The following is a 19902-nucleotide window of genomic DNA, read 5'->3' on the forward strand; positions in this document are numbered from 1 at the left end:
CCGCCGCGCCCGCCGCGGCGGCCCGGCGGTCCCGGTTCCGGGAGCGGATCGACGCCTACAACGGCCAGCTCCGGGCGGCCTGCCGGGCGTACGGCTCCCGCTGCCGGTGGGACGGCGGCGCGGCCCACCGGGCCCGGTTCGGCCTGGACCAGGTGAACAGCCTGGACTGGTTCCACCCGAACACCTCCGGGCAGGACCGGCTGGCCGACGTCACCTGGCGCGCCGCGCGCTGGGTCGACGACTGAGCCGGTCAGGGCCGGCGCTGGGTGGGCAGGTTGGCCGGCCCGGCCCGGTAGAGGGCGCGAGCCCGGTCGGCGAGGTCCTTGGTCGCCGAGGAGTTGGCCCAGGTACCGAGGACGATCGCGGCGCCGGGCACCACCTTGGCGAAGATCCGCTTGGCCGCACGTACCCCGGCCATCTGGGCCAGCCGCACCCCGAGCTGGAGCATCACCCGGCCCAGCGGTCGCGCGCCGGCGCGGCCGAAGAGCGCGCCCGCGCGTTCCCGCCCGGCGGCCACCCCGAGGGCCAGCCGGGCGCTCTCGGCGACCTTGTGCACCTTCTGCAACACCAGCAGATCGGTGGCCCGGTCGGGGTGCAGCGGGTCGACGCCGTACGCGGCGGCCACGTGCAGCACCAGCCGGGCCTGGGTCCAGGCCAGCACGCCGACGTCGATCACCGCGCCGGGCAGGCCGGCCACGCCGGAGACCGCACCGGAGAGCCGGGCGTGCGTGACGAACCGGCGGACCGCCAGGTCGGCCAACTCCTCGGCCGGCACGTCGGGCCGCTGCGCCCGCTGGACGGCGGCCCACTGCGCGGCCTCCGGTCCGAGCCGGCGCACCGCCTCGAGGGCCAGGTGCTCCGGGGCGTACTGGGGGTCGTCGCGCATCCGGTCCCAGAGGGTGGCCGGCGGCGCCTCGGGGGCGTCGACCGGCTCGGCCGGCTGCGGGGGGTCGGTGTGCTCGCCGTCGACGGGGGCGGGGTCGGTCACGAGGGGGCTCCCGGGGCTCGTACTGCGGGGGCGGCGCGGTCAGCGGTCCCCATCATGTGTACCCGGGACCGGCAAACCCCTGGTACCCGGACCGGCCGCCGGGCAACCGGCGGCCGGCGGCGCGTGGCTCAGGCCAGGATGGCCCCGACGACCTGCGCGGCCCGCCACTCGTGCTGGGCGTACGCGTCGGGGAAGGCGGAGACCTGCACGGCCTGGGCGGCCACGGTGAGCGGCAGGTCCTGCCAGCCGGGGATCTCCTCCAGGGCGGAGAGGAACGCCTTGGTGGCGTACTCGGGGTCCATCAGCTCACGGACGGTGCCCCAGCCGCTGCTCGGGCGCTGCTGGAACAGCCCGACCGAGTCGTGGTCCCAGCCGATGGCCTGGTGGGGGTAGCTCTGCGATTCGGGCAGCACGCCACTGGCGTAGTTGAGCAGGGTGCTCTCCTGCATCGCGGTGGCCACCGCGATGACCAGGCCACGGCGCGGCACGCCCATCTCGCGGCCGGCCTGCACGATCTTCTTGGCGTTGTCCATCTGGGCCTGGTCCAGGCCGGCGACCGGGACGATCCGTCGCGGCTTGGGCTTGGCCTTCGGCTTCGGCTTCGGCTTGGCGCTCGGGCTGGCGCTGGGGGCGGCGGTGGTGGCCTCCGGGGTCGGCGGCGTGCGCTGCATGCTCCGGGAGGCGGCGTCGGCGGTGGCCCGGTCGGCGGCCTCGGCGTCGACCGAGAGGGCCGGGCGCGGCGAACCGCCCGGGACACCGACGCCGACCTGGCTGAAGCCGAGCACGCCGAGGCAGCAGACCGCGCCGGTGGCGACCGCCAGCCGGGTCCGGCCGGGGCGGGCGGCGAGGGGGTTAGCGAGGCCGCCGAGGCGGGTACCGAGGGAACGTCGAGGGGTGGGATCCTCGGAACCGGTTGACCGGACGGTGGATGGGGTATCGTCCGAACGGTCAGCCGAACCGCCGAGGCCGTACTGGTCGTCGAGGGTGCCGTCGTCACGCATCCGACGAGGCTAGGCAGGTAATCCCATGATCACCCACGGCGATCGGGTGGCTCTCGTCACAATATGCCCGATTCGATCCGGACGGCCGGTCCCGCCCCTCCCCGGGCGGGCGCAGACGCGGCAAACCGGTCGAACCTCCGGGGCGACCCGATCCGCGCCGGGGCGGGCCGGAACCTCGCAGCCGCCCCCACCCCGGCCCTTGATCGACTAACTCGTCCTTTCGGCCGGTCCACGTCTACGACTTCCGGCCGATCGTGATCATCCCCCCGCCGCGACCGGGCGGTAACGGAATGGACCAGGATGGTCGGTACGTTGGGCGGACGGGGTGCCGTGCGCGCACGGCCCGCCGCACCCGCGTATCCAGGGAGGTCCCCACCGGTGCTCGACCCACACGAGCTCTACGAACTGACCGACGACCTGCCCGAGCTCGGGCAGCCGGTCCTGATCCAGGCACTCACCGGCTTCGTCGACGCCGGCAGCGCCACCCGGCTGGCCCGGGAGCAGCTGCTCACCTCCCTCCAGGCCCGTACCATCGCCCGGTTCGACGTCGACCAGCTCTTCGACTACCGCTCCCGCCGGCCGGTGATGACCTTCGTCGAGGACCACTGGGCCGAGTACGACGCCCCGGCGCTGGAGCTGCACCTGCTGCACGACGACGACGAGACCCCGTTCCTGCTGCTCACCGGCCCCGAGCCGGACCTGCAGTGGGAGCGGTTCGTGGCGGCCGTGGCCGAGGTTGCCGCCCGGCTCGACGTCCGGCTCACCGTGGGCCTCAACTCGATCCCGATGGCGGTGCCGCACACCCGGCCCAGCGGGGTCACCGCGCACGCCACCCGCCCCGAGCTGATCTCCGGCTACGAGCCGTGGCTCCAGCGGGTCCAGGTCCCCAGCAGCGTCGGGCACCTGCTCGAGTACCGCCTCGGCCAGCAGGGCCGCGACGCGCTCGGCTTCGCCGCCCACGTGCCGCACTACGTCGCGCAGACCGAATACCCGGCGGCCGCCGAGGCGCTGCTCACCGCGGTGTCCCGCAGCACCGGCCTGCTGCTGCCCCACGACAGCCTGCGCTCGGCCGCCGAGGTGATCCGGGTGGAGATCGACCGTCAGGTCGCCCAGACCGAGGAGGCGGCCACCCTGGTGCAGGCCCTCGAAGAGCAGTACGACGCGTTCGCCCGTGGTCGGGGCGCGAAGAACCTGCTGGCCGGCGAGACCGGCCCGCTGCCCACCGCCGACGAACTCGGCGCGGAGCTGGAGCGCTTCCTCGCCGAGCAGACCCGCCCGGGCGACACTCCGGAGCGCTGAGCCAACCCCGCCCGGCCGGGGCGCGACACCCCGGCCGGCTGACCCGGCACGGCGGGCCGGGATGCGGCAGGCTGGAGGCATGCGCCTGGCGACCTGGAACGTCAACTCGGTGAAGGCCCGCCTGCCCCGGCTGCTCGACTGGCTGGCCAACACGAAGCCCGACGTCGTGTGCCTGCAGGAGACGAAGTGCCCCGACGGGGCGTTCCCGGTCACCGAGGTCGGCGCGCTCGGCTACGAGGTGGCCAGCCACAGCGACGGGCGGTGGAACGGGGTGGCCATCCTGTCCCGGGTCGGGCTGGCCGACGTCGCCGTCGGCTTCCCCGGCGAACCCGGCTTTCCCGAGCCGGAGGCGCGGGCCATCTCCGCCACCTGCGCGGGGCTGCGGGTCTGGTCGGTGTACGTGCCCAACGGGCGCACCCCCGACGACCCGCACTACGCCTACAAGCTGGCCTGGTTCGCCGCGCTGCGCGACGCCCTGGAGCCGGAACTCGCCACCGGCCGGCCGCTGGCCGTCTGCGGCGACTTCAACGTGGCCCCGACCGACGCCGACGTGTGGGATCCGGCGCTCTTCGTCACCTCCACCCACGTCACCCCGGCCGAGCGGGCCGCCCTGGCCGCGCTGCGCGACCTCGGTCTCAGCGACGTGGTGCCCACGCCGATGAAGGGCCCGCACCCCTTCACCTACTGGGACTACCGGGCCGGGATGTTCCACCAGAACAAGGGCATGCGGATCGACCTGGTGTACGCCTCCGCGCCGTTCGCCCGCGCGGTCACCGCGGCGTACGTGGACCGGGAGGCGCGCAAGGGCAAGGGCCCCTCCGACCACGCTCCGATCGTGGTCGACGCCGACCTGGTGCCGGCCGTCGAGTCGTTCTGAACACCGTAGGGTGGGACGCATGGCAGTCGTGAAGATCAACGCGATCGACGTCCCACCCGGCGCCGGCGAGGAGCTGGAGAAGCGCTTCGCGGCCCGGGCCGGCGCGGTGGAGAACTCCCCCGGCTTCCTCGGCTTCGAGCTGCTCCGCCCGGTCGCCGGGGAGAGCCGCTACTTCGTCTACACCCGCTGGGAGTCCGAGGACGCCTACCAGGCGTGGGCCCAGGGGCCGTCCCGGGCCGCGCACGCGGGCGGCGCGGACGCCGCGCCGCGCCAACCGGTGTCGACCGGCGCCACGCTGCTGGAGTTCGAGGTGGTCCAGCAGGTGCCCGGCAAGGCCTGAGCCGCCCGCCCCGCCGAGCAGGAGGCCCGGCGGCCACGAGGACCCGCCGGGCACGAAGGCCCGCACGGCGCCGGGCCGGCCGGACACGGAGGCCCGCCGGACACGGGCCGGCCGGACACCGAGGCGGCCGGGCACGACCGGCCGGCCGTCCGGGTCAGATCCCGGCCGCGGCGGCGTAGCGGCGGCGCAGGTCGGTCATCTCCTGCGGGGCCAGCGCCTCCTTGAGCGCCGGCTCCGCGTACTGGGGCGGGAACATCTGCCGCAGCCGGTCGACGAAGCGCACCTCGGCGGTCGCCTCGACCACCTGGATGCCCGGCGGGTCGGTGGACATGTCCATGATCAGCGGGCCGGCGAGCTTGACCGCCACGTCCCAGGGGCACTTCCGCTCGGCGACCCCGCACAGGTGGAAGCCGTAGACCGTCCGCACGTCGGCGAGGGTGCCGGCGGTCGCCGGCTCGTAGCCGTAGACGCGGACCCCGCAGATGACCGGCGGCTTCTCCGCCCCCTCGCCGGCCGCCTGCTGGGCGTCGTGTCCGGCGTGATTGTGCTGCCCCGGGTCCACCCGTTCCAGGGTGGTACGCATCCGGACCATCAACTGCCCTTCCAGGTCGGCCGGCTGCACCCGCGCGCCGGCCGACTGGCGCAGGACGACCGCGACGGCCGAGACCGTCAGCAGGATCACCACCGCCCACAGGTAGCGGTTCCGGTACCAACCCGTGGGACTTTCCCGGGAGATCATGATCGCTTTTCACCTCGTCGCCGGTTCTGGTGCGCTGGCAGTGGAGACGACCCGACGACACGCGGCGCCCGGGCCGCTGCCGAGCGGCCCGTTGCCGGCACTGCGCTGCTCCCGTGCTCGCCGTGCGCAGCGCGGTTGCCCCCGGCGCTGCGGCGATGGAAGCCATTCCAGCACGCCCCGGGCCGCTCCGGCAACATCGACGATCCTGACTGCCGACCCGGACGCCCGGACCCGACCGGCATTACCCGCGCCGGACCGCGCCGGTCAGGGGGCGCCGGTGTCGAGCAGGGCGGCGAAGACGATCACGTTGTCCTGGTAGCCGGTCCGGCCACCGACCCACTCGCCGCCGCAGGTGATCAGCCGCAGCTCCGCCGGGCCGGCGTCGCCGTACACCCGGTCGGCGGGGAGGTTGGCCTTGTCGAAGTACTCCACCGTCTGGACCGCGAAGGTCACCACCCGCCGGTCCGACCGGGTCACCTCGATCCGGTCGCCCGGCTTGAGGTCGTGCAGGCGGTAGAAGACCGCCGGCCCGCTCTTGGTGTCGACGTGCCCCACGATGATCGCCCGGCCCGCCTCACCGGGCACCGCCCCCCGGTCGTACCAGCCGGTCTGGTTGTGCTGGGTCAGCGGCGGGACGTCGATCGAGCCGTCCCGGGCCTGACCGACCGGGGTGACCGGGGCGGTCACCTTGATCGCCGGCACGGCGAGCCGGACCGGGCGGGCGGCGCTCGTCCGCGCCGGCGCGAGCGTGCTGGCGGCCGGGGTCGGCCCGGTGGCCGCCGGCACCCAGTCGAACGGCCCCGCCGTGCGGCCCAGCCCGGCACCGGTGGCGAAGACGCCGACCAGCACCAGGATCACCGCGAGCGGCGCCGCCCAGGGGCTACGGCCGCGGGCCGGGGCGGGCCGGCTCGACGGGGCGGAGGCGGGCTGCGGGGCCATCACGACACTCAGCGCGGGGCGGCGCCACGGACCGTACGGGGCCGCCGCGAGGCCACCACGCCGACGACGGCCCCGGCCACGGTGAGCGCCAGGCCGATCGGCACCAGCAGGCCACCGGCGCCGATCCCCGCGGTGCCGCCGAACCCGGTGGCCGGGCCACGGCTGGGCTGCACCCGCTTGACCACCTGGAGCATCGTCGAGGCGGTCTGCCCGCTCGGGCACTCCAGCTTGACCCGGTAGTTGCCGGGCCGGGTGCGCTCCTTGACCATCGGCGCGGCGGTGAGCAGCCCGTGCTGCGGGTGCACCTGGATCCGGCCGAAGGCGTCCGAGACCACGATCGCCGGCACGGAGTTGTCCCGGCAGCTGGCCCGGATGCCGACCAGGAAGCCGGGCTCGACGGTGCTCGGGGTGACCTCCACGAAGATCACGTCGGCGGGCGGCGGCTGCGTCCCCGGCTGGCCCGGCGCGGGCTCGGCGGTGGGCCCTCGGACGGCGGCCGGCACCGGCACGGCGGCGGGCACGACTGCGGCGGGCGCCGGGGCGACCGCGACCGGCGCGGCGGCCTGGGCGGGCCCGGCGCCGACCAGCGGGGCGCTGCACGCGGCGGCCGCGACCAGCAGCGCCGCCCGTCCCGTGACTGACACCATGGCCCCTCCCGGCGCCGTCGCGTTGGCGGTGTCGGGCGGCGGGCCACCCGTCCTGCCGTACGGGATGAATCCTCTCACCCCCGGCCGTACCGCACATCCGATCCGGCGCCGCGGTCGCGTACGCTCGGGTGGCTGTGACCTCCACCGACTCGCCGGCCGCCCCGCCGGCCCACTCCGCCCGCATCCGGACGTTCCACCCGCGTCGCGGGCGGATGAGCGACCGGCAGCGCGACGCGCTGGCCCGGCTCTGGCCCGCGTACGGGCTGGAGATCGCCGACCTGGACGGGCCGTGCGATCCGGCGGCCCTGTTCGACCGGCGGGCGCCGCTGGTGCTGGAGATCGGCTCCGGCATGGGCGACGCCACCGCCGCGATGGCGGCGGTCGATCCGGACCGACACTATCTGGCGGTCGAGGTGCATACGCCCGGAATCGGTAACCTGCTCGACCTGGTCGAACGGCACCGGCTGACGAACGTCCGGGTGGCCCGCGGCGACGCGCTCGACCTGGTCCGGGCCCTGCCGGCGGGCTGCCTGGACGCGGTGCACGTCTTCTTCCCCGACCCGTGGCCCAAGGCCCGGCACCACAAGCGGCGGATCATCCAGCCGACGCACGTGGCGTTGCTGCGCTCCCGGTTGGCCCCCGGCGGGACGCTGCACTGCGCCACCGACTGGGCCGAGTACGCCGAGTCGATGCGCCGGACGCTGACCGCCGACCCGGAGCTGGTGGACGCGCACGGGGGCTACGCGCCGCGCCCGGCGCACCGGCCGGTGACCAAGTTCGAGCGGCGCGCGCTCACCGCGGGGCGGGAAATCTTCGACCTGATCCACCGGCGGCGCTGAACCCGGTTGGCGCGGTGACCCATGATCCGGGCACGATGGGAGCCGCCATGACTCTCACCGCCGCGCTGCCGAAGACCGCCGACCCCGACACCCTCTACGACGCGTTCGCCTCCTGGGCGTCCGAGCGCGGCTTCGCCCTCTATCCCCACCAGGAGGAGGCGGTCATCGAGATCGTCTCCGGCGCGAACGTGATCATGAACACGCCGACCGGCTCGGGCAAGAGCCTGGTGGCGATCGCCGCGCACTTCGCCGCGCTGGCCGACGACCGGACCACCTTCTACACCGCGCCGATCAAGGCGCTGGTCTCGGAGAAGTTCTTCGCCCTCTGCGAGGTCTTCGGGGCGGAGAACGTCGGCATGCTGACCGGCGACGCCAGCGTCAACGCCGACGCCCCGATCATCTGCTGCACCGCCGAGATCCTGGCGAACCTGGCGCTGCGCGAGGGCGCCCGGGCCGATGTCGGCCAGGTGATCATGGACGAGTTCCACTTCTACGCCGAGCCGGACCGGGGCTGGGCCTGGCAGGTGCCGATCATCGAGCTGCCGCAGGCCCAGTTCGTGCTGATGTCCGCCACGCTCGGCGACACCACCCGCTTCGTCGACGACCTGACCCGGCGTACCGGGCGGCCGACCGCCGTCGTCCGCTCGGCCGAGCGGCCGGTCCCGCTGCTCTTCTCGTACGCGATGACGCCGTTGCACGAGACCCTGGAGGAGCTGCTGGCCACCAAGCAGGCCCCGGTCTACGTCGTGCACTTCACCCAGGCCGCCGCGCTGGAGCGGGCCCAGGCGCTGATGAGCGTGAACGTCTGCACCCGGGCGGAGAAGGACATGATCGCGCAGGCGATCGGGAACTTCCGGTTCACCTCCGGCTTCGGCAGGACGCTGTCCCGGCTGGTCCGGCACGGCATCGGGGTGCACCACGCCGGCATGCTGCCCAAGTACCGCCGCCTCGTGGAGACCCTGGCCCAGGCCGGCCTGCTCAAGGTCATCTGCGGCACCGACACCCTCGGCGTCGGCATCAACGTGCCCATCCGCACCGTGCTCTTCACCGGCCTGAGCAAGTACGACGGCACCCGCACCCGGCTGCTCAAGGCCCGCGAGTTCCACCAGATCGCCGGCCGCGCCGGCCGGGCCGGCTTCGACACGCTGGGCCGGGTCGTGGTGCAGGCCCCCGAGCACGTCATCGAGAACGAGAAGGCGCTCGCGAAGGCCGGTGACGACCCGAAGAAGCGCCGCAAGGTGGTGAAGAAGAAGCCGCCGGAGGGCTCGATCGGCTGGGGTGAGCCGACGTTCCAGCGCCTCGTCGAGGCCGAGCCGGAGCCGCTCACCTCCAGCTTCCAGGTCAGCCACTCGATGCTGCTCAACGTCATCGGCCGTCCCGGCGACGCGTTCGCCTCGATGCGGCACCTGCTCACCGACAACCACGAGGAGCCGGCCGCCCAGCGCCGGCACATCCGCCGGGCCATCGCCATCTACCGGGCGCTGCGCGCCGGCGGGGTGGTCGAGGAGCTGCCCGAGCCGGACGAGCAGGGCCGGCGGGTACGCCTCACCGTCGACCTCCAGCTCGACTTCGCGCTCAACCAGCCGCTCTCCCCGCTCGCCCTGGCCACCGTCGAGCTGCTCGACCGGGAGTCCCCGTCGTACGCCCTCGACGTGCTCAGCGTGATCGAGTCGATCCTGGACGACCCGCGCCAGGTGCTCTCCGCGCAGCAGTTCAAGGCCCGAGGCGAGGCGGTCGCCGCGATGAAGGCCGAGGGCATCGAGTACGAGGCCCGCCTCGAACTGCTCGACGAGGTGACCTGGCCCAAGCCCCTGGCCGAGCTGCTGGAGTCGGCGTACGAGATGTACCGGCAGGGTCACCCGTGGGTCGCCGACCACCAGCTCTCCCCCAAGTCGGTGGTCCGCGACATGTACGAGCGGGCCATGACCTTCCCCGAGTACGTGCAGTTCTACGGCCTGTCCCGCTCCGAGGGGCTGGTGCTGCGCTACCTCGCCGACGCGTACAAGACGCTGCGGCAGACCGTCCCCGAGGACGCCAAGACCGAGGAACTGGTCGACCTCATCGAGTGGCTCGGCGAGCTGGTCCGGCAGGTCGACTCCAGCCTCATCGACGAGTGGGAGCGGCTGCGCAACCCGTCCGACGTCGCCGAGGCGGCCGCCGCGCACGCCGCGCTGGACGACCGGCCGCCGGCGGTCACCCGCAACGCCCGCGCCTTCCGGGTGCTGGTACGCAACGCGCTGTTCCGCCGGGTCGAGCTGGCCGCCCTGCGCCGCTGGGACGAGCTGGGCGAGCTGGACGCCGCCGCGGGCTGGAACGCCGACGCCTGGGCGGACGCGCTGGAGCCGTACTTCGCGGCGTACGACTCGATCGGGGTGGGGCCGGACGCGCGCGGGCCGGCGCTGCTGATGATCGAGCAGGGCCGGGAGCGGTGGACCGTACGCCAGATCCTGGACGACCCGGCGGGCGACCACGACTGGGGCATCAGCGCCGAGGTGGACCTCGCCGCGTCCGACGAGGTCGGCGCGGCGGTCATCCGGATCACCGACGTCGGGCAGCTCTAGCGCCTCGCCGAGGTCAGCCCGACGGCGGGCAGCTCCAACGCCTCGCCGAGGTCAGCCCGACGGCGGCCGGTCGCCGCCGACTGGGCCGGGGTGTCCCGGTGGGGTGATGCCCAGGGCGTCGCGGATCCGGGTGGCGACCTGCCCGGCGAGGTCGGCCGGGGGTGCGGTCATCCGGTTGTGCGCAAAGGCGAAGGCGAAGCCGTGCTCCGGGTCCGCGAAGGCGATGCTGCCGCCGCTGCCCTTGGCGCCGAAGGCGCGGGCGTGCCCGCCCATCTCGGGCAGGCCGAGGAAATAGCCGAGGCCCTTGGGCACGGGCACGCCCAGCACGGGGTCGGTCTGGGCGGTGGCGACGGTGGCGAGGTGGGCGGCCCGGCGCGGCGAGATGAGGCGTACGCCGTCGACGTCACCGATGAGCGCGGCGTACATCCGGGCGGCGGCGCGGGCGGTCATCGTGCCGGCGGTGGGCACGTCGGCGACCAGGTAGTCGATGTGGTTGCCCAGCTCGGCGCGGGGCTGGACGGCGGCGGGGGCGGCCGCCGCGAATAGCGACCCGGGTGGCCGCCGGGCCATGGCGGTGGCCCAGTTGCCGTCCTCCAGCCGCGCCAGCCGGTGGTGTTGCACGGCGGGGACACCGAAGAACAGGTCATCGGCGATGCCGAGCGGGCGGGCCACCTCCTCCCGCAGGACGTCGGCGGCGGACCGCCCGGTGGCTCGCCGGACGACCTCCCCGAGCAGGTAGCCGAACGTCAGCGCGTGGTACGCGGAGGTACTGCCCGGTTCCCAGAGCGGCGCCAGATCAGCGATCCGGGCGCACATGCCGTCCCAGTCGGCCAGGTCGGCGGCGGTGATCCCCACCGGCGCCTGTGGAATCCCGGCGGTGTGCGTGAGCACGTGCCGCAGGGTTATCCGCCCCTTGCCCCGGACGGCGAAGCGGGGCCAGTACTCCGCCACCGGGGTGTCGTAGTCGAGCAGCCCCTGTTCGGCCAGCACGTGCACGGTGGTCGACAGCCAGCCCTTCGCGGTCGACCAGCTGTGGAACAGCGTGTGCGGGTCGACCCGGCGCCCGCCGGCCGGATCGGCGAGACCGGCCCAGGCGTCCACCACCAGCTCGCCGCGCAGGTAGGCGGCCACCTGCACACCGGTCTCCTGACCCGTCTCGACCAGCCTGTCGACCAGTTCCCGCGCGCCCGCCTGTGCGTCCATGTCGCTCCCCCGTCCGTCCCCGCCACGTTAACACCGATAACTGATAATGGTACGGTGTTAACGTGACACCGCGCAGGCTCGATCGCGAGACGATCGTCGAGACCGCCCTGACCCTGATCAACGAGGTCGGCCTGGACGGCCTGTCGTTGCGGCGGCTGGCGCAGGAGCTGGGCGTGCAGGGTCCGGCGTTGTACCGGCACTTCGCCAGCAAGCAGGATCTGCTCCGGGCGATGGCCGACGCGATGTTCGTTCCGGAGATGGCCGTCCTCGAACGCCCCCCGCCCAAGGCGGACTGGGCGGACTGGCTCATCGCCCGGTCCCGGGCCGTCCGGCGGGCCATCCTCGCCCACCGCGACGGCGGGCGACTCAAGGAGCACCTGCACAGCCCGGCGGACCAGTGGCCCGGGTTGGAGCTGCTGCTGCAGATGATGGAGGACGCGGGGTTCGACCTCGAGTCGGCGATCTACGGCATCCACACCGTCGGCAACCACATCCTCGGCACCGTCATCGCGGAACAGGAGATGCGGGCGCACCAGGAGTCGCCGACGGATCCGCCGCGGATCGATCCTGCCCGGTTTCCCCGCGTCGCGCGCGGCGCCGCGTTGCGCAGGGGCGGCCGCGACTTCGACCGCGAGTTCGAGTACGGCCTGCACCTGATCGTCTCCGGGCTCCGCGCCAGCCTGGCGCACGCCTCCTCCTGACCCCGGCCCTACGCCGGTCACGGCCCCGGAAACCGCCCCCCGGAAAGGCCCTTCCACCCCTGGGCGATGTCAGACCCGTCGATTAGAATGTATGTACTAATCGAGCTTTTGACCTGGGAGGATGCTCGTGACTGCGCCCACCTCCGCCACCCCCGTCACCCCCTACGCCACCCTCCTCGGGTTCACCCGGTACGTGGACCGCACCGGGCCCACCAAGGCCACCTTCGTCGGCGGCCTGCGCAAGCAGCGGGCGAGCCGGCACGGGTTCAACCCGCACGGCCAGTTCGTCAAGGCGCTCAAGGCCGACATCGCCTTCCACACCGGCGGCACCCATCTGGCCCAGGTGGCCGACGTGGTCAAGCCGCGCTGGCGCCCGCTCTACGAGGCGCTGGCGCCCGGGGCGACCAGCTGGCTGCACTCGCTCGGCGAGCCGGCCGGCGTCGACCTGGCCCAGACCCGCGACGCCCTGGCCATGCTCGGCGACCTGCCCGTCAAGATCAACCCGCATTTCGGGGTGCGCTACGCCGACGGCCGCGTCGAGGCGGTCCGGCTGCACTTCGACGAGGCCCCGCCGAGCGAGGAGGCCACCCTGGCCACCCTGCACCTGATGGCCCGGCACATGGACGCGGTCCTGCCGCACGCCGAGCCGGTGCTGGTCGACGTCCGGCGCGGCCAGGCGCACCGGATGCCGGCCGACGTCAAGCCCGAGCAGATCGAGCAGTGGCTGGCGGGCGAGGCCGCGGCGTTCCGCGCCATCTGGTCCACCGCCGCCTGACCCGGCCCACCCGACGAGCGGCCGCCCCTTTCCGGGCGGCCGCTCGTCGCTGTCTGCGGACGGTCACCACCATGATCGGCCCGGATGATTCCGGTTGCGGTCCTCTCCTTCATCTTTCGGGGAGATGCAGGGCATATGTGAGCTGATGTCGGAAGCTGGACCCATGAGAGTTCTTCAGCGGGCGCCCGCCGCATCCCGGCAGCGCCCGCTGGCGGCCTGGCTGGCCCCGGGCGACCCGCGGCTCTACGGCACCAACCCGGGCATGGCCGGCAAGGTCGCCACCAAGGTCAAGAGCAGGCTCACCTGACACCACCGCGCCGGGCCGGCCGCGTGGCCGGCCCGGCGGCGCCGGATCCGGGAGGTGACATGTCCACCGTCAACCGCACCAAACTGGCCGTCTTCGCCCTGCTCACCGTCGGCGCGGCGGGTGTCGGCGCGACCCCGCCGGTGGTCCTCGCGCTGGCCGCCGTCACGGCACTCATCCCGGTCGCCGACGCGCTGGACCGCACGCCCGCGCCACGACCGGCCCGCCGGCCGGCGCCGGAGCGCGAACCCGCCTGACCCGCCGCCCGCCGAGGAGCACACCGTGGTCACCAACGACATCACCATCGCGGCACCGCTGCGGACCGCCGGTGCCCGGGGCCCGGTGCGCGGCCGGCTCATCCTGCTCGGGCCGGCCTTCGTGGCCGCGGTCGCCTACGTCGACCCGGGCAACTTCGCCACGAACTCCACCGCCGGCGCGCGCTACGGCTACCTGCTGGTCTGGGTGGTCGTGGCGGCGAACCTGGCCGCCATGCTGGTGCAGACGCTCACCGCCAAGCTCGGCCTGGCGACCGGGCTCAGCCTGCCCGAGCTGTGCCGCGCACACCTGCCCCGCCCGGTCAACCGGGTGATGTGGGTCCAGGCCGAGCTGGTGGCCATGGCCACCGACCTGGCCGAGGTCATCGGCGGCGCCGTCGCCCTGTACCTGCTCTTCGGCATCCCGCTGCTGGCCGGCGGCCTGATCGTCGGCGCGGCCGCGTTCGCCGTCCTCGCGTTGCGGGCGCGGGGTTTCCGGGCGTTCGAGATCACGATCGCCGGGCTGCTCGGCGTGATCATGCTGGCCTTCGCGGTGAACCTGCTCAGCGCGCGGCCCGACGTGTCCGCCGCGGCGGGCGGGCTGCTGCCCCGGATGCACGACGTCGACGGCATGATGCTGGCCGCCGGCATCCTCGGCGCGACGGTCATGCCGCACGTCATCTACGTGCACTCGGCGCTGACCCCGAACCGCATCCCGGTGGCCGACGAGGCCGAGCGGCGGATCGTGGCGAAGGGCCTGCGCACCGACGTGCTGCTCGCCCTGGGCGCCGCCGGCGCGGTCAACCTGGCCATGCTGCTCGTCGCGGCGGCCACCTTCCACGGCAGCGGGATCACCGGCACCGACACCCTGGAGGGCGTCCACGCCGGGCTGGCCGGCAGCCTCGGCGCGGTGGCGGCGCTGGGCTTCGCCGTGGCGCTGCTGCTGTCCGGGCTGGCCTCGACCAGCGTGGGCACCTACGCCGGCGAGGTCATCATGCAGGGCTTCCTGCGCCGCCGCGTCCCGCTGGCGGTGCGCCGGCTGGTCACCCTGGCGCCCGCGCTGCTGGTGCTCGCCGTCGGCGTCGACCCGACCCGGGCCCTCGTGCTGTCGCAGGTGGTGCTGAGCTTCGGCATCCCGTTCGCGCTGATCCCGGTGGTGGCCTTCACCCGCCGCCGGGACCTGATGGGCAGCCTGGTCAACCACGGGGCCACCACCGCCGCCGCCTCGGTGATCACCGCGCTCGTGGTGGCGCTCAACCTGTTCCTGCTCCGGCAACTGGTCGGCTGACCGGTCCGGCCCGGCACCGTCACCGGGGCCGGGCGCGGTGCAGCAGATACGCGGTGACCAGGCCGCCGGCCAGCACGGCTGCCGCCCCGGCCGTCTGCCCGGTCTCCAGCGCCACCCGGAACGCGTCCCGGACCACGCCCCGCTCGCCGTCGGTGCCGGCGGCGGCCAACGCGGCCGGGAACGAGTCGGCCCCGGCCAGCGCGGCCGGCAGCAGGGCGGTGAACCGCGCGTTGAGCACCGCGCCGAGCACGGCCACGCCCAGGCTGCCGCCGACCTCGGTCATGGTGCCGTCGACACCCGCCCCGGCACCGGCCCGCTCCGGCGGCAGCGCGCTCAGCACCGCCTCGACGATCGCCGGGTTGGCCAGCGCGCAGCCGGAGCCCATCAGCAGCAGGCCGCCCAGCAGCACCGGATAGCCCTCGCCGGGGGTGTACGTGACGGCCAGCAGACCGGCGGCGAGCAGCGCCATCCCGGCCGCGACCGCGGTCGGCCGCCCCAGCCGGCGGATCAGCGCGGCGGCCACTCCGGAGAGGTTGAGCAGCACGATGGAGAGCGCGAACGGCGCCATCCGCAGCCCGGCCTCCCAGGCCGGGTAGCCGCGGACGAACTGCAGGTGCTGGGTGAGCAGGAACAGCGCGCCGGTCGCGCCGAAGGTGATCAGCACAACCCCGCAGACCGCGCCGGTGAACCGGGGATCGCGGAACAGCCCCAGGTCCAGCACCGGGTCGGCGACCCGGCGTTCCCAGGCGACGAAGAGGCCGAGCAGCAGCACCCCGGCCACCGCCGCGGCGAGCACCGCCGGGGCCGCCCAGCCCCGCTCCGGCCCGGCGGTGACGGCCCAGACCAGGCCGGTGAGCCCGGCCGTGGAGAGCAGCACCCCGGGCACGTCGAGACGGCCGGTGACCGCCTTGCGGGACTCCGGCACGAGCAGCCGCACGGCCACCAGGCAGACCAGCGCCACCGGCACGTTCACCAGGAAGATGGCCTGCCAGGGCAGGTGGGCGAGGATCGCCCCGCCGACCGGCGGCCCGACGGCGAAGCCCAGCGCGCTGGTCGCCGCCCAGATCCCGATGGCCCGCTGCCGCGCCGGCCCCTCGAAGGCCTGCACGGCCACCGCGAGGGTGGCGGTGACCAGCAGCGCCCCGCCGACGCCCATCCCGGCCCGGGCCGCGATGAGCTGACCGGTCGTGGTGGCCAGCCCGGCGGCCAGCGAGCCGGCCCCGAACAGGACCAGCCCGGCCAGCAGCATCCGCCGCCGGCCGTACCGGTCGGCCGCGCTGCCCGCGCTGATCAACAGGCCGGACAGGACCAGGGCGTACGCGTTGATGATCCACTGGACGTCGCTGGTGCTGGCGCCCAGCTCGGTGGTGAGCACCGGCACCGCCACGGTGAGCACGGTGTTGTCCAGCACCACGGTCACCTGGGCCAGGCAGAGCACGGCCAGGATCCACCACCGGTGCCGGAGCACCGCCGGCCCGACCGGGCTGGCCGGTGCGACCAGGGCGCTCACGGCCGCGGGGCGTACGGGGCGAGCGGGTTGGCCAGCGTGCCGACGAACTGGAGCGCCGCCGAGGGGTCCGCCAGGTCGACCATCTGCTGGTTGTCGCGCAGTTGCAGCCGGTTCAGGCAGGAGAGCGCGAACTCGGGGACGAACAGGTCGTGCCGGTCCGCCAACTCCGGCACCGATGCCGTGTAGGCCGCCGCGCACCCGGCCACCGTGGCCCAGAAAGACTCCTCGTCCAGCACGCCCTCGGTGACCAGGATGGCGTTGAGGTGGCGCAGGAACGAGTCGAAGACGTCGGTGAAGATGGCGAGCACCTTCTGCTCGGCCGGCACCGCGGCCCGGATCCGGCGTACCGCCTCGGGCAGGTCCGCGTCCGGGTCCATCACCACGATCTCCTCGGCGATGTCCTTGAAGACCACCCGTTCCACCACGCCGTCGCGCAGCACCAGGATCACGTTCTCGCCGTGCGGCATGAACGCGAGGTCGTAGGCGTGCAGGGCGTGCAGCAGCGGGACCAGGTAGGCGTCCAGGTAGCGGCGCAGCCAGGCCGCCGGCGCGAGGCCGGACTCGGCGATCAGCGCCGCCGCCACCGACCGTCCCGCCCGGTCGACGTGCAGCAGCGCGGCCATGGTGGCCAACCGGCGGCCGGGCGCCAGGCCGGGCACCGGGCTCTCCCGCCAGAGCGCGGCGAGCATCTTCCGGTACGGCGAGTACCGGTCGGTGGCCGCCTCGAACTGCCGGTGCCGGTAGCCGATCGCGGCCCGCTCCCGGATGATCGACAGCCCGGTCCGGGCGAACACCGGATCGGCGGCGATCAGGCCGGCCAGCCAGTCGTTGATGGCCGGGGTGTGCGCCATGTAGGCGGCGGACAGCCCGCGCAGGAAGCCCATGTTGAGCACCGAGAGCGCGGTTTTCACGTAGTGCCGGCCCGGGTCGGTGACGTTGAAGAAGGTACGCACGGACTGCTGCGCCCGGTACTCGTCCGGTCCCTCGCCCAGCGGCACCAGGTGCCGCCGGGCCACCTCGCCGGCGAAGGTGACCGCCAGCCTGTTCCACCACTGCCACGGGTGCACCGGCAGCAGCAGGTAGTCGGCCGGGTCGAGGCCGAGCCCGGCGAGGGTGCCGGCGAACGCGGCCAGGGTCTCCGTGCCGAGTTCGGCCCGGACGTGGGTGTGGTAGTCCAGGTCGGCGGCGCAGCTGAAGGTGGTGTGGTCGCGGTGGGCGGCGAGCCAGAGCAGGCGGACCGGCCGGCCGGCCTCCGGGGCGTACCGGTGGTGGTCGGACACGCCCCAGCCGATCCGGCCGCTGTTGGCCACGAAGCACGGGTGGCCCTCGGTCATCGCCGTCTCGATCCGCTGGAAGTCCGACCGGGCCAGCTCCGCCGCGTCGACGTCCGGCCGGGCCAGCTTGTAGGCGAGCCCGGCCAGGGTGGAGGTGATCTCCTCCAGGTAGACCGGCAGCACGGCGTCGGTGAGGCCGAGCGAGCCGCGCAGCTCCAGGCAGAGGTCGACGGCGTCGAGCGGAGCCTCCCGCCCGTCGACGTGCCGGGTCAGGCCGGCGGGATCGATCCACCAGTGGTTCAGGGCGAGCCGCCGGGCCGCGAAGCGGTACTCGGCGGTGCCGTCGTCGCCGCGTACCCGGTAGTGGCCGGGGCCCTGCGGTTCGGGGGTGATCAGCCGTTCGTGGGCGAACTCGGCCAGCGCCTTGCGGACCAGGTGGCGGTTGGCGGCGGCCCACAGCTCGGGGGTGAGGTGCGCGACGGCGGCGGCGGGGGTGGTCACTCGGGTGCCTCTCGACGGGTGGCGGCCAGGAACCGCGCGCGGGTGCAGACGCTCAACAGGGCGGTCTTCTCGGGCTTGGTGATCGGCCCGACGGGCGTGAAGCCGACGGCCGCGTTCAACGCGTGCACGGCGGTGTTGCGCACGTCCGGCTCGACCACCACCCGCCGGGTGGCCGGGTCGGCGAAGAGCCAGTCCAGCACCGTGGTGAGCACGGCGAGGCTGAAGCCGTGCACGGGCGCCTCGGCGGGTGCGCAGAGGAAATGCATCCCCACGTCGCCCGGGACCGCGTCGTGGAGCCCGACCAGCTCGACCTCGGCGGGGTCGTAGCGCTCGGCGAGGAACGCCGGCCGGTCCCGCCAGCAGCCGAGGTACGCGTCGTGGTGCGGGTGGGCCGCGATCGCCCGGTACGTCCGGGCCACCTCGTCGACGTCGGCGTCCTGCATCATCCAGAACACCGCCTTGGGATGGGTGACCCAGCCGTGCAGCAGCGCGGCGTCGGCGTCCGGGTCGAGCGGGCGGAGGCTGAACTCGCCGAGCCGCGGGTCACGCCGCCGGTGGGCCGTCATGACGCCACCCCGGCGGGCGCGCCGAACTCCTGGAACGCGATGCTCTTCTCGATCGGGTAGTGCTCGCGGCCGGTCAGCTCCCGGATGATCCAGGAGTTGCGGTAGGGGCCCATGCCCAGGTCGGGCGAGGTGACGCTGTGCGTGTGGGTGCCGGCGTTCTGCAGGAAGATGCCCCGCCCGGTGTGGTCGATGCTGTAGTTGCGGGCCACGTCGAAGCGGCCGTGGCCGTCCCAGCGGATCCGGTCCCGGATCGGTTCGAGGAAGGCGGGCACCCGGTAGCGGTAGCCGGTGGCCAGCACCAGCCCTTCGGTCTCCAGGGTGAGGTCGCGCCCCTGCTCGACGTGGCGCAGCCCCAGCGTGTACGTCCCGCGCTCCGGGTCGTACGCCGCCTCGGTCAGTTCGGTGTTGGTGAGCAGCCGGGTGGGCACCGGGCCGCCGACGCTCTTCCCGTAGAGCAGGTCGAAGATCGCGTTGATCAGCTCGGCGTCTATGCCCTTGAACAGGCCCTTCTGCTCGGTCTCCAGCCGGTAGCGGGTCGGCTCGGGCAGGGCGTGGAAGTAGTCCACGTAGTCCGGAGAGGTCATCTCCAGGGTCAGCTTGGTGTATTCGAGCGGGAAGAAGCGCGGCGAGCGGGTGACCCAGGTCAGCTGGTAGCCGTGGGTGTCGATGTCGGCGAGCAGGTCGTGGTAGATCTCGGCGGCGCTCTGCCCGCTGCCGACCACGGTGATGCTCCGCTTGCCGCGCAGCGCCGCCCGGTGCTCCCGGTACCGCGAGTTGTGGATCACGTCGCCGCCCAGCCCCGCGCACGCGGGCGGCACGTGCGGCGGGGTGCCGGTGCCAAGCACCAGCCGCCGGGCCCGGTGGGTGACCTCGCGGCCGTCCACCCGGGCGCGCACCACGTACCGGTCGCCCGTCGGGTCGTACTCGATGGCGGTGACCTGGTGGCCGAAGCGGACGCCGGGCAGCTTCGCGGCGGCCCACCGGCAGTACGCGTCGAACTCGCTGCGCAGCGGGAAGAAGTTCTCCCGGATGTAGAAGGGGTAGAGCCGGCCGATCTCCTTCAGATAGCAGAGGAAGGAGTACGGCGAGGTGGGGTCGGCCAGGGTGACCAGGTCGGCGAGGAACGGGGTCTGCAGGTGCGCGCTCTCCAGCAGCATGCCGGGATGCCAGTCGACATCGTCGCGGGCCTCCAGGAAGAGGCCGTCGAGGTCGGCGATCGGGGCGGTGAGGCAGGCCAGGCCGAGGTTGTACGGGCCCAGCCCGACGGCGATGAAGTCGTGGGTCGACATGCGGTTC

General features: G+C 74.0%; 20 protein-coding genes and 1 pseudogene. 11 read left to right on the forward strand and 10 right to left on the reverse strand.

What is annotated here, in order from left to right:
• Positions 1 to 245 (forward strand): annotated as a pseudogene (locus LQ51_RS33250) (SGNH/GDSL hydrolase family protein); the annotation flags it as partial.
• Between the two features lie 5 nt (positions 246 to 250).
• On the opposite strand, the gene LQ51_RS03965 reads toward LQ51_RS33250, so the two are convergent.
• Both LQ51_RS03965 and LQ51_RS03970 read right to left on the reverse strand, forming a co-directional pair.
• Positions 251 to 988 carry an EcsC family protein gene (locus tag LQ51_RS03965; RefSeq protein ID WP_046563270.1) on the reverse strand — a complete coding sequence of 246 codons (738 nt, stop codon included), beginning with the start codon at positions 986 to 988 and terminating at the stop codon, positions 251 to 253.
• A gap of 128 nt (positions 989 to 1116) precedes the next feature.
• Positions 1117 to 1989 carry a hypothetical protein gene (locus tag LQ51_RS03970; protein WP_046563271.1) on the reverse strand — a complete coding sequence of 291 codons (873 nt, stop codon included), beginning with the start codon at positions 1987 to 1989 and terminating at the stop codon, positions 1117 to 1119.
• Between the two features lie 378 nt (positions 1990 to 2367).
• On the opposite strand from LQ51_RS03970, the gene LQ51_RS03975 reads away from it, so the two are divergent.
• The 3 genes from LQ51_RS03975 to LQ51_RS03985 all read left to right on the forward strand — a co-directional run bounded on the left by LQ51_RS03975 (position 2368) and on the right by LQ51_RS03985 (position 4505).
• Positions 2368 to 3288 carry a proteasome assembly chaperone family protein gene (locus LQ51_RS03975; protein WP_046563272.1) on the forward strand — a complete coding sequence of 307 codons (921 nt, stop codon included), beginning with the start codon at positions 2368 to 2370 and terminating at the stop codon, positions 3286 to 3288.
• A gap of 79 nt (positions 3289 to 3367) precedes the next feature.
• Complete coding sequence (locus tag LQ51_RS03980; RefSeq protein WP_046563273.1) at positions 3368 to 4165, forward strand: exodeoxyribonuclease III; 798 nt, start codon at positions 3368 to 3370, stop codon at positions 4163 to 4165.
• A 19-nt stretch (positions 4166 to 4184) separates the two neighbouring features.
• Positions 4185 to 4505: an antibiotic biosynthesis monooxygenase family protein gene (locus LQ51_RS03985; RefSeq protein WP_046563274.1), complete on the forward strand. Its 321-nt coding sequence runs from the start codon at positions 4185 to 4187 to the stop codon at positions 4503 to 4505.
• A 154-nt stretch (positions 4506 to 4659) separates the two neighbouring features.
• On the opposite strand, the gene LQ51_RS03990 is transcribed toward LQ51_RS03985, so the two are convergent.
• The 3 genes from LQ51_RS03990 to LQ51_RS04000 form a co-directional block, all read right to left on the reverse strand.
• A complete protein-coding gene (locus tag LQ51_RS03990) occupies positions 4660 to 5244 on the reverse strand; it encodes a hypothetical protein (RefSeq protein WP_046563275.1) in 585 nt (194 codons plus the stop codon).
• Between the two features lie 264 nt (positions 5245 to 5508).
• Entirely contained in the window at positions 5509 to 6183 is a 675-nt protein-coding gene (locus LQ51_RS03995) for a class F sortase (RefSeq protein WP_046563276.1), read from the reverse strand.
• Between the two features lie 8 nt (positions 6184 to 6191).
• Complete coding sequence (locus LQ51_RS04000) at positions 6192 to 6830, reverse strand: hypothetical protein (RefSeq protein WP_046563277.1); 639 nt, start codon at positions 6828 to 6830, stop codon at positions 6192 to 6194.
• Between the two features lie 134 nt (positions 6831 to 6964).
• On the opposite strand from LQ51_RS04000, the gene trmB reads away from it, so the two are divergent.
• Together trmB and LQ51_RS04010 are read left to right on the forward strand one after the other, a co-directional pair.
• Positions 6965 to 7669 carry a tRNA (guanosine(46)-N7)-methyltransferase TrmB gene (gene trmB / locus LQ51_RS04005; protein WP_046563278.1) on the forward strand — a complete coding sequence of 235 codons (705 nt, stop codon included), beginning with the start codon at positions 6965 to 6967 and terminating at the stop codon, positions 7667 to 7669.
• A gap of 47 nt (positions 7670 to 7716) precedes the next feature.
• On the forward strand, positions 7717 to 10230 hold the full coding sequence (locus LQ51_RS04010; RefSeq protein WP_046563279.1) for a DEAD/DEAH box helicase: 2514 nt from the start codon (positions 7717 to 7719) through the stop codon (positions 10228 to 10230).
• Positions 10231 to 10281: 51 nt separating this feature from the next.
• On the opposite strand, the gene LQ51_RS04015 is transcribed toward LQ51_RS04010, so the two are convergent.
• On the reverse strand, positions 10282 to 11433 hold the full coding sequence (locus LQ51_RS04015) for a serine hydrolase domain-containing protein (RefSeq protein WP_046563280.1): 1152 nt from the start codon (positions 11431 to 11433) through the stop codon (positions 10282 to 10284).
• A 62-nt stretch (positions 11434 to 11495) separates the two neighbouring features.
• Between LQ51_RS04015 and LQ51_RS04020 the strand changes: the two genes are divergently transcribed.
• The 5 genes from LQ51_RS04020 to LQ51_RS04035 all read left to right on the forward strand — a co-directional run bounded on the left by LQ51_RS04020 (position 11496) and on the right by LQ51_RS04035 (position 14755).
• Complete coding sequence (locus tag LQ51_RS04020) at positions 11496 to 12134, forward strand: TetR/AcrR family transcriptional regulator C-terminal domain-containing protein (RefSeq protein ID WP_046563281.1); 639 nt, start codon at positions 11496 to 11498, stop codon at positions 12132 to 12134.
• A gap of 127 nt (positions 12135 to 12261) precedes the next feature.
• The gene (locus LQ51_RS04025; RefSeq protein ID WP_046563291.1) at positions 12262 to 12909 is read left to right on the forward strand and encodes a hypothetical protein; all 648 of its coding nucleotides are present in this window, start codon (positions 12262 to 12264) and stop codon (positions 12907 to 12909) included.
• A 163-nt stretch (positions 12910 to 13072) separates the two neighbouring features.
• The gene (locus LQ51_RS32635) at positions 13073 to 13216 is read left to right on the forward strand and encodes a hypothetical protein (protein WP_156312970.1); all 144 of its coding nucleotides are present in this window, start codon (positions 13073 to 13075) and stop codon (positions 13214 to 13216) included.
• A 59-nt stretch (positions 13217 to 13275) separates the two neighbouring features.
• Positions 13276 to 13470, forward strand: coding sequence for a hypothetical protein (locus LQ51_RS04030; RefSeq protein WP_046563282.1), 195 nt, complete (start codon positions 13276 to 13278; stop codon positions 13468 to 13470).
• Between the two features lie 25 nt (positions 13471 to 13495).
• On the forward strand, positions 13496 to 14755 hold the full coding sequence (locus tag LQ51_RS04035; RefSeq protein ID WP_046563283.1) for an Nramp family divalent metal transporter: 1260 nt from the start codon (positions 13496 to 13498) through the stop codon (positions 14753 to 14755).
• A gap of 19 nt (positions 14756 to 14774) precedes the next feature.
• Here LQ51_RS04035 and LQ51_RS04040 read toward each other — a convergent pair whose 3' ends face one another.
• From LQ51_RS04040 to LQ51_RS04055, 4 genes are read right to left on the reverse strand one after another with little or no spacing between them, the layout of a single operon-like run.
• On the reverse strand, positions 14775 to 16265 hold the full coding sequence (locus LQ51_RS04040; RefSeq protein WP_046563284.1) for an MFS transporter: 1491 nt from the start codon (positions 16263 to 16265) through the stop codon (positions 14775 to 14777).
• Positions 16262 to 18040, reverse strand: a complete 1779-nt coding sequence (locus tag LQ51_RS04045) for an IucA/IucC family protein (protein WP_046563285.1) — start codon at positions 18038 to 18040, stop codon at positions 16262 to 16264. The genes LQ51_RS04040 and LQ51_RS04045 overlap by 4 nt, the downstream gene beginning before the upstream one ends.
• Complete coding sequence (locus LQ51_RS04050; protein WP_046563286.1) at positions 18037 to 18606, reverse strand: GNAT family N-acetyltransferase; 570 nt, start codon at positions 18604 to 18606, stop codon at positions 18037 to 18039. Before LQ51_RS04050 ends, LQ51_RS04045 begins: the two co-directional genes overlap by 4 nt.
• Positions 18603 to 19895 (reverse strand): lysine N(6)-hydroxylase/L-ornithine N(5)-oxygenase family protein, encoded by a 1293-nt coding sequence (locus LQ51_RS04055; RefSeq protein ID WP_046563287.1) that lies wholly within the window; start codon positions 19893 to 19895, stop codon positions 18603 to 18605. Before LQ51_RS04055 ends, LQ51_RS04050 begins: the two co-directional genes overlap by 4 nt.
• Positions 19896 to 19902 lie beyond the last annotated feature (7 nt).

The organism is Micromonospora sp. HK10 (assembly GCF_000982955.1).
GTDB lineage: Bacteria > Actinomycetota > Actinomycetes > Mycobacteriales > Micromonosporaceae > Micromonospora.